The organism is Sorangium sp. So ce327, from assembly GCF_051530205.1.
Classification (GTDB): domain Bacteria; phylum Myxococcota_A; class Polyangia; order Polyangiales; family Polyangiaceae; genus Sorangium; species Sorangium cellulosum_B.
In genome coordinates this window covers 10,828,072-10,840,556 of record NZ_CP150330.1, presented here as the reverse complement: position 1 = coordinate 10,840,556, position 12,485 = coordinate 10,828,072, and the positions used below count along the sequence as shown (strand labels likewise).

General features: G+C 74.4%; 7 protein-coding genes. 2 read left to right on the top strand and 5 right to left on the bottom strand.

Annotated features, from left to right (window positions below):
* Nucleotides 1-5 precede the first annotated feature (5 nt).
* The 5 genes from WME95_RS40575 to WME95_RS40555 are packed head-to-tail and all read right to left on the bottom strand — an operon-like array spanning nucleotide 6 to nucleotide 9,867.
* Nucleotides 6-2,465, bottom strand: a complete 2,460-nt coding sequence (locus WME95_RS40575; RefSeq protein ID WP_437904623.1) for a hypothetical protein — start codon at nucleotides 2,463-2,465, stop codon at nucleotides 6-8.
* Entirely contained in the window at nucleotides 2,462-5,002 is a 2,541-nt protein-coding gene (locus tag WME95_RS40570; protein WP_437904622.1) for a type VI secretion system Vgr family protein, read from the bottom strand. The genes WME95_RS40575 and WME95_RS40570 overlap by 4 nt, the downstream gene beginning before the upstream one ends.
* Entirely contained in the window at nucleotides 4,999-5,499 is a 501-nt protein-coding gene (locus tag WME95_RS40565) for a hypothetical protein (RefSeq protein WP_437904621.1), read from the bottom strand. The genes WME95_RS40570 and WME95_RS40565 overlap by 4 nt, the downstream gene beginning before the upstream one ends.
* Nucleotides 5,492-7,666, bottom strand: a complete 2,175-nt coding sequence (locus WME95_RS40560; RefSeq protein ID WP_437904620.1) for a type VI secretion system Vgr family protein — start codon at nucleotides 7,664-7,666, stop codon at nucleotides 5,492-5,494. The genes WME95_RS40565 and WME95_RS40560 overlap by 8 nt, the downstream gene beginning before the upstream one ends.
* Nucleotides 7,663-9,867: a type VI secretion system Vgr family protein gene (locus WME95_RS40555; protein WP_437904619.1), complete on the bottom strand. Its 2,205-nt coding sequence runs from the start codon at nucleotides 9,865-9,867 to the stop codon at nucleotides 7,663-7,665. The genes WME95_RS40560 and WME95_RS40555 overlap by 4 nt, the downstream gene beginning before the upstream one ends.
* 409 nt (nucleotides 9,868-10,276) lie before the next feature.
* Here WME95_RS40555 and WME95_RS40550 point away from each other — a divergent pair, with 409 nt between their 5' ends.
* Together WME95_RS40550 and WME95_RS40545 are read left to right on the top strand one after the other, a co-directional pair.
* Nucleotides 10,277-11,170, top strand: coding sequence for a hypothetical protein (locus tag WME95_RS40550; RefSeq protein WP_437904618.1), 894 nt, complete (start codon nucleotides 10,277-10,279; stop codon nucleotides 11,168-11,170).
* Between the two features lie 859 nt (nucleotides 11,171-12,029).
* Nucleotides 12,030-12,419, top strand: a complete 390-nt coding sequence (locus tag WME95_RS40545) for a nuclear transport factor 2 family protein (RefSeq protein WP_437904617.1) — start codon at nucleotides 12,030-12,032, stop codon at nucleotides 12,417-12,419.
* The last annotated feature ends 66 nt before the right edge of the window (nucleotides 12,420-12,485 follow it).

The following is a 12,485-nucleotide window of genomic DNA, read 5'->3' as shown; positions in this document are numbered from 1 at the left end:
AGCGCTCAGCCCCGGCTCCGCGCCACCTTCAGGAACGCCGCCAGGTTCGCCTCCGCCCTCGCCCAGAAGCCGCTCACGTCGACTGCATCGGGCAGCCGCAGCCGTGCGCGCAGCTCATCAACGCGCGCCTCCACGGCGAGACGCGACAGCCTCTTCGACGCGCACTCCTCCACCGCCACCGCGATCGAGAGCGCTCGCCCCCCGCGGTAGCGCCCCCTCGGATCGAGCCGCTGCGCCGCGATCGCCTCCCGCCAGGCCCCGGCCTCCAGCTCCCGCGCCTCCTCGACGATCGGCCCGAACAGCGTGCGCAGCGCCTCCGCTGCATCATCCGCGAGCGCCTCGTCGTCGAGCTGCTGGATCATCCACCCGGCGCTCGCCGGGCAGCCGAAGCGCGCCACGGCGGAGAGCGCCGCGCGCGTCGGCCGGTGGCGGCCGAGCAGGCTCTCGAGCCGGGGCCAGTCGCCCGGCTCCCCGGCCAGCGCGAACAGCTCCGTCGCGTACGGCCCGAGCCGTGCGCACAGCGCCTCGTCGCGCACCAGCTCCACCTCGCCGCCGATCACGAGCACCCGCGCCGCCGACCAGGCCACGGCGGGAGATGCCCCTCCACACAGCTCCCGCAAGCGCTCGACGAAGCGCGCACGCTGCGCCGGCGGTACCCGCTCACAGCCCCAGATCCCGGCGCGCACCACCGCGTCGTGCTCGTCGGCGAGTGCGGCGCCGATCCCTTCGATCGGCAGCTCGCCGCGCATCGAGCGCAGGTTCACGCCGGCAGCCCGTGCGATCGGGTGCGCTGACGCCGACAGCGCCCGCGCCAGCCCCGCGAGCCCAGGCCGCTCGACCAGCGCGAGCGCCTCGGCCACGGCGATCGCATGGTCCTCGGCGTCCTGCGGGAGCAGGTGCGCCGCCCGGTGGATCGCGGCGAGCGCGTCGTCCCCCGCGAAGGCGGCGAGCGAGATCGCGCCCGCGAACGACTTCCACGGGTCGTCCATCCAGCGCTCCCAGAACGCGGCGACCTCGATCAGCGCCCGCGGCCCCGCGGCCACGATCGCGTCGATCTGCCGGAGCATCCGCGCCTCCGTCTCCGGCAGCCACGAGCGCCGCCCCTCGACGCGATCCCGAGCGAGCGCGGCCACGAGCTCCGCGCAATGGTCCACGACCGACGCGTAGAACCCCGCCAGCGTGACCTCGATCACGCGCCCCGCGTCGAGCCGCACCACCGGCGCGGGCGCGCTCTCGCGCGGCAGCTCAGGGAGCGCCGGCGCCACATCGTTCGCCGCCGCGATGCTCGCCGCCGCCGCGCCCGCCTCCCTGGCGCCCTCCTCGAGCCACGCCTCGTCTTCCGGCTCCTCCGCTTCGATCGGCGACGGGACGAACGCCTCCCGCTCCACCCCCCGCGCGATCACCGCCCCCGAGAGCGGCATCATCACCGGAAGCGCCCCCTCCGCTCCCGCCGCGACCTTGCCCGCTCCCGTGCGGTGCGCGGCGCCGAGCGCGATCCCGCGGGTGCCATCGCGGGAGATCGCCCAGGCCACGAACGACCTCCCGGCCTCGGCCGGCGCCGCGCCGTGCCGGAGCGTCGCGAAGGCGCAGGCGAGGCCCATCACGCCCGCCGCGGCGCCGAGCTCGCCGATCTCCGCCTCGAGGCAGCGATCGAAATAACTCGGCGAGAGCCGCTCCGCGCACCGCGCCGTCGTGAACTGCCACTCTCGGCACCGGAGCGCGCCAGCACGCCCCTGCCCGAAGACGGCCTGGATTGGCCCGGCAGCGGCGGGCAAGCTGCGGAGGAGCGCGGTCATCGCCGCCGCGTCAACGGGCTCGTCGTCCTCGTCGGTCGCGCGCCCCGGCGCGTGCCGGCTCGCGACGATCTCTCCCACGGCCGCCACCCCCCACCGCGACGCCTGCTCCGCGGAGGCCACGAGCAGCGCCCCCGCGCCCTCGGACGGCGGCGGCGGCGCGAGCAGCCACGGGCTCTCCGGCCGCCGCCGCCGCTCGGCGAGCGCGTCCACCCCGGCGTGCGAGTCGACGCCGACGAGGAGCGCGGCGCCGCCCGCGCCACTCGCCAGTAGCTCCGCGATCCGCGCCAGCGCCGCGAACGCGCCCGCCGCCCCGGTGAAGCGCTGCGCCGCGGGGCCGAGCGCGCGGGCCAGCTCCGAGAGCGCTCCTTCGGGCAACCCCGGCCGTGGCGCCGGCGTCACGACGAAGCGCGGGATCCCCGCAGCCTCGTTCCCGGGCACCACTGCGAGGGCCTCGCCGACGGCGCCCCGCGCGAGCGCGAGGAGGCGGCCCGCGTCGGCCTGCGAGGGCCTGATCCACGGGCAGTAGCGCGCGTCGATCCGGCGCCCGTCGGGCCCGACGAACGGCGACGGCGGGGGCGGCGGCGCCCCGGCGCGCGGGAAGAAGACGTGATCGCGCGCCGAGGCGCCGGCGGGCGAGACGAGGCCGAGGCCGAGCACGGTGAGCTTCATCGGTGCGTGAGCGAGCCCGACTGCTTCGAGCTCCCGGTGATGGTGATCGAGGGGGACTTGATCGTGACGCCCGCCGGCGTCGCCGAGATCTCGGACGCGCCGCACCGGAAGGTGATCGGGCTGCCGCCGAGCTTCAGATTCCCGCTCACCTCGAGCGTCAGCGCGCTCTTCGCGGTGAGCGTGTACGAGCCGCCCGCGCTGATCTTCAGCGCGCCCTTCACGTCCGAGGTCATGGCCCCCGCGACGCTCCGGGTGATCGCCCCCCGGCTGCCGATGTTCAGCGAGCCGAGCCACTCGCCGAGGCCGCCGCCCACCTGGAGGCCGGCGCTCGCCGCGCTGCTCGTGTGGCTCCCGTTCATCACGGTCGTCGCGGGGCCGGCGGTCACCCACGAGACGGGGCCCGGCGTGGTCAGCGCGTAGAGGGCGCCCACCGCCTCGGTGTACGAGCCGCTCGCGACGACGCTGCGGTGGCCCGGGCCGGGGCCCGCCGGGCCGCCGCCCGCGCCGCTGGCCCCCGCGGCCCCGCCGCCCGGCGCCGCCTCGCCCTGCGCGGGCCGGCCGTGATCCCACGGCATCGGGCTCGACGACCCCTTCACCGCCGCCAGGATCGCCTCGCCCCCCGGCAGCAGCGACATCGCGCTGCCCGCCGCGCTGTCCTTGATCGCGGCGAGCGCGCCCTCCGCGCCCTTCGCCTGGTAGCCCTCGTAGGCCGCGCGCGACGCGCCCATCGCGGACGCCGCGATCTGCCCGGCGGCGCCCCGCGCGCCCACCTTCGACAGCAGCGCGGACGCGGCGAGGTTGGCCGCGCCCTTCACGGGGTTGCCGGCCTGCTCCACGAGCATCCCCCCCACCACGGCCGTCTCGGCGCCGACCTCGCTCACGAAGTTGCCCCCCGCGCTCTGGCGCTGCACGGCGCCCACCGTCACGCTGCGGGAGCCGTAGCCGCCGATGTACCCGAGGTGCACCGAGGTCGACTCGTCGCCCCCGACCTCGGCCTGCAGGGCAGCGCCGACCTGGAGATCTTCGTTCTTCAGCGTCTGCGCCTCGTGATCGCCCCCGACCGTCGTCTCCTTGGCGAAGGGCGCGTGCACGAGGACGTGCTCGCGGCCGGCCGCGTCGTCCATCTGGAACACCGTCCGCGCCCCCCCGCCGGGCGAGCTGTCGGTCGCGATCGAGGTCACCGTCTTGTTCGCCGGCAGCGCGAGGGGCGGCCGCTGCTTCTCGTTGTACGAGCGCCCGAGCACCACGGGGCGATCCGGATCGCCGTCCTCGAACATCACGAAGACCTCCCAGCCCACGCGCGGCAGGAGCATCGGATCCGGCAGCTGCGGCTGCGCCACCCGCACGGGCAGGCTGCTCCGCTGGTCGCCCTCGCCGTGCAGATCCCAGTGGAAGCGGAGGTGGACGCGGCCGAGCGGGTCGGGGTGGATCTCCTGCCCGCGCTCCCCCGTGACCCAGGCCGACTGCACCCCGGCGATGCGCGGCCTCGGCGTGACCTTCGGCAGGCGGAACGGCACGCTGGCCGGGATCGCCCCGACGCTGGCGCGGAGGACCCCGTCGCCCGCGTCCCAGCGCAGCGCGACGTCGGTCACCACGCAGTCGCCCGCCGCCTGGACGACGCCGTGGTGGTCCGGCGCCTCCACGAGGCGGCAGCGCGCGCCGGGCGAGAGCGCCAGCGCGTTGCTGTCGAACGACAGGCGCGCGGCCTCGGCGCGCAGCGACTCGAGCCGGATCCGCGCGCGCGCCGCGCCCTCCGCCGGCGAGGCGAAGCCGCCGGGCGCCTCGTAGACCTCCACCTCCCGCTCCGCCTCGACGCCCCCCGAGGCCTCGGCCTCGAGCGAGAGCCGGGGCTGATCGGGGCTGTGATCGCGGACGACGACCTTGCCGGCCGCGCGCCGCAGCCGCCGCGCCGCGTCCACCGCGACGGGCCCCGGCTCGTCCAGCGTGCTGCGCGTGACCAGCGCGACGCCGCCCGGGTAGGCGTCCTCGGCGGAGGCGGAGTCGTCCTCGAGGACGAACACCTCGCCCTCGCCGTCGTCCTCGAACCGGAAATACAGCCCGTGCTCCTCGCAGATCCGCCGGACGAACGCCGCGTCGCTCTCCTGGTACTGCACGACGTAGCGGCGCTTCGGGTAGGACGCCGCGAGCCGCTTGCGCACGGTCCTGTAGCCGCCCCCTCGCACCACCTGCTCGACGATCTCCGGCGCCGTCATCTCCTGGAACGTGCGCGCCCTCCGCGTGAGCGCGAGCAACGCGAAGCGCGACGCGAGCGTGAGCCGGTAAGCCCGCAGGTGCTCGTGATCGCTCGCGATCACGGCGAACCGGGTGACGACGCCGAGGAACGTCCGGCTCCCCGTGGGCGCGTCGATGGCGAGCCGCCCCGCCTTGCGGAGCGCGCTCCCGGGCGCGACGAGCGCGTCCCTCGGTCCATGGAGATCGATCTCGAACGCCGAGGCCTCCCCGAGCCGCTCCACGCCGCGGACGCGCGACGGCGAGAGATCCGGATCGCCCTCGATCGTCAGCGCGACGCCGCTCACGGCAGCTCCACCCGCGCCGAGAAGATCCGCACGAGCGCCGCCATGTCGATCACCAGCCGGTCGCCCTCGATCCGCACAGCGCCGCCGGGCTCGATCCGGAGGCTCGATCCCGGCACCTCGAGCTCCAGCGTCTCCCTGGCGCGGAGCCGGAGGTGGCGGGCGTCGAGCGCCAGCGTGCCGTGCGCGTCCGGCGCCGGCGCCGAGGCCGTCTGGAGCGCGCCCAGGATGGCGACGCCCCCGGGCGCGTCCGCGAGCACGACGGTGCGGCCCTCGCGCATGCACTCCTCGATGAACGCGGGCGAGACGCCGGCGGCGAGCGTCGCGAGGAGCCGGCGCCCGTCGCTCGAGCGCACCTGGAACGCGGGGCGCGCGTCGCTCTCCTGGCCGCGCGCGGCGATCATCTCCACGACCCCCGGGTGGAGCCCGGGGCCGAGGGGCTTCGCCTCGCCCCGCGCGGGGCGGGCGGCCGATTGCTGGACCGTGCGCGACCTAGCCATAGCGATGAACCCCTTCCTCCACGCTCGAGGTCGGGCCCTCGAGCTTGCCCGAGATGGTGATGGATCCGGGGGTCATGGTGATCGTCACCCCCTGCGCCTTGATCGTCAGCTTCGCGGCCGCCTCGACGGCGATCTCGGCGCCGGCGATGTCGGCGGCGCCCCGCGAGGTGGTCGTGACCTTGCCGAAGCTCTCCGCGACGTCGCCTCCCGCGGTGACGCTGCGCGAGCCGAAGCTCTCCGCGTAGAGCCCCCGCACGGTGAGGCCGTAGGAGCCGGCGTCGATGGTCTGCGCGCCCGAGACCTTCACGATCGCCGCGCCGGCCACGCCCACCGACTCCGACGGGCCGGCGGTGGTGCTCACCGAGCCGCCGACGAGCAGCGTCGAGGCGCCCTTGACGAACACGCTCTGGTGCTCGACGCCGACCTCCTGCTTCGCGCCGCCCACCATCCGGACGAAGCTCGGCGTCACGGTGAGGTAGTCGCCGCCGGCGCGGATCACGCGGGCGCCCCCCACGGTGATCGCCTCGGAGGCCGCCTTCAGCCCGTAGTTCGAGTCGACCGCCACCTTGCGCTCGCCGCCTACCTCGAGCGACAGCGCGCCCGCCACCTTCTCGACCCGCCGCTCCTTGACCTCGACCGTCCGGGCGCCGCCGACCACGCGCTCGGATCGCCCGGCGATCTCGGTCCGCTTGTCGTTCTCGGTCCGCTCCCGGTAGTCGCCCGACGTGTCGAGCCCGAGGCGCTCGTCCCCGGCCTCGTCGCTGATCCCGACGCCGCTGCCGCCCGAGCCGCCGGGGGTCGCCCGCGTGCCAAGGCGGGTCTCGACCTTCTTCGCGGGCAGCGCGGCGGGCGGCGCCTGGACGGCGTTGTACAACCGGCCGAGGATCACGGGGATCTCCCCGCCCCGGTCGCTGAAGCCGACGAGCTCCTCCCAGCCGACCCGCGGGTTCAGCATCGCGCCCGAGAGCTGCGGCTGGGTCACGCGGGCGAAGCCGGAGCTCCGGTGGTCTGACGTCTCGCACGTCTCGCGCATGTCGCGGCGATCCCAGCGGAGCTGGAGGCGGCTGCGGCCGTGCTCGTCGAGGGCGATCTCCTTGCCCGGCGGCCCGGTGACCACCGCGGTCCCGGCGCCGCCGCGAGGCTCGGGGGCCCGGCGCGCCGGGCGGAAGCCGTCGTGCGCCGGGACCGCCTGGAAGCGAGCGCGGTAAGCGAGCTCCTCCAGACCCGGCTCGGCCCTCGCCTCGTGCGCGACGGCGAGCACGAGCCAGCGCGCGTCGCCGAGCTCCTCGGGCGGGTCGGTCACCTCGACGATCTCGCCGGCGCGGAGCTCCGGCGCCGTGGCCTCGCCCTCGAGCGAGATCGCCCCGGCCCGGCGCTCGGCGAGGCGGATCGCCGCGAGCTCGCGGCCCGCGTCCGGATCGTCGAGGCCGCCCGGGACCTCGTACCACTCGAGCGCGCCCTCGCCCGAGGCGCCGCTCAGATCGAGCATCGGCCGCGTGAAATCGTACGCCTTGAGCGCGACCTTCTCGACCGCCACCCGCCTGCGGATCCGCGCCGCGGTGAGGGCTCGCCCGGGGACGAGCCCCGCCTCGTCGCGCCACGGGATCGCCGCGCCCGTGTCGAGGAACGTCTCGGGCGCGTCGGCGACGTGGAGGAGCGCGGGATCGCCGTCGTCCGGGAACCAGCTCATGCCCTCCTCGGCGAGGAGGCGAGCGCAGAAGCCGAGGTCGCTCTCGAAGACCTGCGCGCAGTGGGGCCGCTTCGCCGCCGCGCGGCGGGCGCGGAGGTCGAGGCGGACGCCGTGATCGCCGAGGACGCGCGCCGCGATCTCGGTTGCGCTCTCGTCGACGAAGACCCGGTAGTCGCGCGTCTCGTCGAGCCGGGCGACCGGCGAGGCGAGGGTCACGCGCGCGTGGGCGTCGCGCTCCTCGACGGCCTCCACCGCGAGCGCGAAGCGCCGCTCGACGCCGTGGAAGCGCAGCGTGAGCGTCGCGGCGCGCCCGATCAGATCGAGCGCCGCGAGCTCGGCGGGCTCGCCGCCCACGAAGGCGGCGCAGCGCGCGTGGGCCACCGTCGGGGCGCAGGCGCGCTCCTCGACCTGGCACGCGTGGACGCGGAGCTCGGCGTCCACGCCGGGGATCTCGAGCAGGATCGGTCGCTCGCTCACTTGCCCGCCTTTCCGCTGGCGCGCCGGGTCGTGCCGCCGTCCACGTGGGTGACGCCGCCGGTCGTCTTCAGCTTGCCGCCGCCCAGGCTCATCGTGCCCGCCGCGATGCTGCCGCTGGCCTGGATCGTCACCACCGGCGCGCTGATCGACACCTTCCCGCCCGCGCCGATCGACACCTTCCCGGCCGTGATCGTCCCGATCGACGCCTTGACGCCGACGTTCCCCGCGGCCCGCTCGTGCACCGCGCCCGCCTGGCTCCGCTTGCCGCCGTTGATCGACTCGGCGTAGCTGCTGCAGCGGATCGTCCGGGAGCCGCGGCAGGCGTAGGTGCGCGCCCCCGCGACCGACTCCGTGACGCCGAGGCCGCTCGCGATCGACGTCGTCCCGAGCACCACCCGGGCGCAGCCGCCGCTCACGTTGACGTTCGACTGGTTGCAGAGCAGCGCGTAGCCGGCGCCCACGACCTCGACGCACGACCCGCTCGCCAGCACGGCGCGGTTGCCGGTGACGTCGACGAGCTCCGCCCCGCCGACGAGCTCGGAGCTCGCCCCCTCGACCGAGAGGAGCATCTCCTGCCCCACGTCGACGCGCTGGGTCGCCCCGACGCGCGCGGCGTGGCTCCCGAGCACGTTGCTGGTGAGCGACAGGCCGACGACCTGCGCGTCGTCGCCGTCGATCCGCGTCGTCTCCGGGCCGCCGACCTTGACCGAGAGATCCCGCGAGGCGTGGATCGAGAGCGCCTCCGCGCCCGCGTCGTCGACCATCGTGATCCCCTGGGTCTCGCCGCTCCTCGGCGTGGTCCACGACTGGAGCGCGGTCGTCGCCGACGCCGCGGGGAGCGGGAACGGCGCGACGGCGGTCGCGTTGTAGGCGCGCCCGAGGACGAAGGGGCGATCCGGCGAGCCGTCGAGGTAGCCGACGTGGACCTCCCAGCCCACGCGGGGCAGGAACATCGAGGCGCCGAGCGGGTGCTGGAGGCAGCGGATCCAGTGCGAGGCGCGGTCGTCCGCGATCCCGGAGCGATCCCAGAGGAAGCGCAGCTTGATCCGGCCGAGATCGTCGACGTGGATCTCCTCGCCGGGCGGCCCCGTGATCACCGCGCCGTCGATGTGCTCCACCGCGGGCGCCGGGCGGATCGCGGGTCGGAAGGGCGGGTGATCTCCGCCGTCCGCGGCCTTCGTCGGCCTGAGCGCGATCCGGTTTCCGTAGGGCGTGGCCGCGCCGCCGTCGCGGCTCGGCCTCGCGTAGCGGTGGGAGAGCTCGGCGACGAGCATCCGCTGCTCGAAGAGGTCCGCCCCCGCGCCCGTGATCTCCACGAGGCGCCCTGGCCCGAGGCGGATGCAGTCGCTCTCCCCCGTGACGGTGACCTTGTCGCGCTGCAGCTGCTCCAGCCGCCGCCTGGCCCGCGCCTTCGCGGCCTCGGCCGTGGGGACGCCGGCCGGCACCTCGAGCCACGCGAGCTCACCCTCGCCGGCGTGGCCGTCGACGTAAACGTCCGGGTGCCGCACGTCGAAGTCACGCACGGTGACCCGATCGACCACGGCCTGCTCCTCCCACTCGAGCGACGAGAGGGCGCGCGCGCCGAGCTTCGCCCCCCGGGCCCCGGCGTAGGGGAGCGCCGCGCCGCCCTCGATCCCGTCGTGGGAGCCGTTGCCGTCGCCGAGGACGATGCGGTGCTCGCCCTCGGCCGTCGTGTCGAACCAGTACGAGATCCCCTCGTCGGCCAGCAGGCGCTCGATGAACGCCCACTCCGCCTCGGCGTACTGGACGCACTGGGTCCGCACCGGGTACGCGCCCGCGAGCCGCGGCTCGATCGCCGCCGCCGGGATGCCCGCGCCCGCCATCACCTCGGTCACGACCTGCTCGGTGGTCTTCTCCACGAAGACCCGGTAGCCGCCGCGCAGCGTGAGGAGCCATGGCGGATCCGAGAGGCGGAGCGCGTAGATCCGCTCCCGGCCGCGGCGGAGATCGCAGCTCGCCTCGACGACGAGGAGGCGGACGAGCCGCTCGGAGCCCTCGGCGGGATCGACGAGCGCGAGCGTCGCCGGGGCGCGGAGGAGCGCCGCGAGATCCACCTCGCCGGGGACGGCGACGCGCACCTCCCAGGACGAGAGGGCATCCATGGCCTCGCGCCCCGCGAGCTCCAGCACGACGCACTCACCGAGCGGCTCGCAGGCGAGCCGGACGTCGACGTCGCTCATGGCTCCCAGGTCCGTGAGCCACGGGGGAGGCCGGCGTCGTTCCGCGGGGATCTGCGCATGTTCGCTGCCACCTCGAGATCGCTCCTGGCCACGCGAGGTCGCCGTGGCCGGTGTAGACAAGAGCCGCAACACCGTAACAGAGCAGATCTGCGCGCCCCTTGGCCAGCCCGTCGCGCGGCGTCGGGCGGCGGACCGCCCGGGGAACGCCCGGATCGGTTCGAGGATGCACGCGGAGCTCGTCCTCGGAGGGCGGCACGACCATGCCCGCCGGCCGTCCTGAGTCTCCGGGTCCCCGGCGCACCCAGGCTCACGCAATTACGCGTGTTCTGCCGGAATCATCTCTCTATTTCTGCCCTGCAGAGTGGTTATTTCAAGTGCGCTTGTGCCCGAGCATCGATATCAGAGCCATGTGGGAAAGCTGGACCGGTTCGCGAAGCAGACGTTCGCGGAGGAAGCGGCGCGGGTCACGGGCGGCGCCGCCGCGTGGCAGGAGGCGCCCGAGGTTCGCCTCGATCGGGTGCAGGCCGACGGCTACCTCCGGGTGCTGCGGCCCGACGGCCTGGCTCCCCTGGCTGCGCCATGGCCGGAGGCTCGGGGACATGAGGAAACGCTCGTCGAGCTGAAGATGCCCGGCGATCACGTGGACGTGGTGGAGCTCAAGCGGGCGCTGCTGCGCCGCCAGGCGCGGGAGGTCGAGCGGGTCGAGGAACGCATGCCGCCGTGGATGGGGGAGGAGCCGCTGTGGTTCGTCGCTCCCCACGTACCGTCGTGGCTGCACGGCGTGCGGGCGCTGGAGCGGTTTGCGCCAGGCTGTTACCGCATCGGCCCCTCGCCGTTTCAGTTTCTCTGGATCGCGGCCAACGAGCTGCCGTTGCGGGACGAGCTGGTGCCGTTCCTGGTGGCGCGCTCGGGACGGGCCCTGGACGAGTTCGCCCGGTGGGTAGCACCGCGGCGGGAAGTGGAATGGGTGCTCTCCATGCTACAGTACATGCCGATGTCACAGTGGACCCAGGAGGAATTGAAGCGGCGGTTCGCTCGCTCCGATGATCCGGAGATCGAGGCGCGCCGGCAGGGGATCCTGCGCACCTTGCTCGCGGATAGCCCGGAGGTGAAGGAGGAGCTCATCGAGGAGGGCCAGCTGACCGAGGCGCGCGCCGCGCTGCGCACGGTGCTGGCGCGGCGTGGGCTCGCGCTCCGTCCCGCGCTGGAGGCGCAGATCGACGGCTGCGTCGACATGCCCACGTTGCACCGATGGCTTGAGCAGGCCGTGACCGCGGCCGGTGCAGAGGAAGCGCTGACGTAGATCGCGAGACCTCGCGGCAGCCGCCTCCTCCAGCTTGGCGAGGGAAACACCGACTGCCCTGTGGCGCGGGACAGCAATTGGGCCTTGCGACGCAGCGCCGCGCCGTGGAACTTGTCGTCGGGGCGTTCACGAGAGGCGACGATCCGGAGAGACCTGGTCCGGCGGCTTCGGTTGACCAATCGATGGATAGTTCGGTGGGCGAGGCACCCATGAAGCGACGGTTTCGGGAGGAATACGACCACAGCCCGAGACCGATCACGCCGGGGTCGGTGACGATCCTCCTCGTCGCATGTCCGCGCTGCTGTGAACGTGCCGAGTTGGCCCGCCGCCACGAGCCGCCCCAGGAGGTGCTGAGCTGCTCGCGATGCGGGCACATCGAGCAGAACCCGAGCGGGTATCGGTACTGGCTCCGGGTCGCGTGCTGCGGCCACACCCTCTGTGCGATCAACAGCCACCACCTCGCCCTCCTGGAGACCTACATCGCCTGTCCCCTGCGCGAGCGCCTGCGGATGCATTGGGCCGACCGCGATTACCTGGCCACGCTACCCCGGTGGATGTGCCTTGCCAGGAACCGCAAGAGGGTTCTCCGCAGTCTACGGGTCTTGCGGAACAAAATCGTTGATTCATGATCGGGTCGATGGCCACGCGGTTGACGCGGCCTCATGGACCGAATTGAACGATGCGCCTGTTCGCGCGCTCCGCGATGCGCCCCAAGGCCTTCGGATCCCCCCAGGCCGCCGCCGTCCGATGCCCGCGATCCTGCCGGCGCCGTCCGCCACGCCACACCTCGTCGCGGCCTGACTTCGCCGTCGACGGCGTCGGGGCGCACGGGTAACACTGCGTGGAGCCGCGGACCTCCATGACCGACGAACACCCCGCCTTCGGGCAAGCCATCCGTGACGTCATGGAACGCCGCGCCCGCGCCCTGGTGACGCGCGACCTCGCCGAGCTCGCGCTTCTCCTCGCAGACGACTTCTCTTACGTCAATTCCCAGGGGGCCCTCTGGGGGAAGGCCGAGTACCTGGCGGCGGTCGAGGGGGGCGCGCTGCGCTGGAGCGCGCAGGCCGCGGAGGAGGTCAGCGCGCGCAGCTACGGCGAGCTCGCCGTTGTGACCTGCGTGGTGCGCGACGAAGGGACCTGGCGTGGCGAGCCGTTCAGCGCGCGGTTCCGCTCCACGCAGATCTATGCGCGCCGCGAGGGCGTGTGGCGCTACATAGCGGGCCAGTCGACGGGTCTGGGCCAGGGTTGAGCGCGGGTGGACTGCGCGGCGTCGGGCGGTGGACCCCACGGGGAACGCTCGGCTCGAGTATAGTCC

Bases quoted from the DNA above. Each gene is read 5' to 3' on its own strand.
- WME95_RS40555 (WP_437904619.1), bottom strand. From the start codon at position 9,867: ATGAGCGACGTCGACGTCCGGCTCGCCTGCGAGCCGCTCGGTGAGTGC.
- WME95_RS40575 (WP_437904623.1), bottom strand. From the start codon at position 2,465: ATGAAGCTCACCGTGCTCGGCCTCGGCCTCGTCTCGCCCGCCGGCGCC.
- WME95_RS40545 (WP_437904617.1), top strand. From the start codon at position 12,030: ATGACCGACGAACACCCCGCCTTCGGGCAAGCCATCCGTGACGTCATG.
- WME95_RS40565 (WP_437904621.1), bottom strand. From the start codon at position 5,499: ATGGCTAGGTCGCGCACGGTCCAGCAATCGGCCGCCCGCCCCGCGCGG.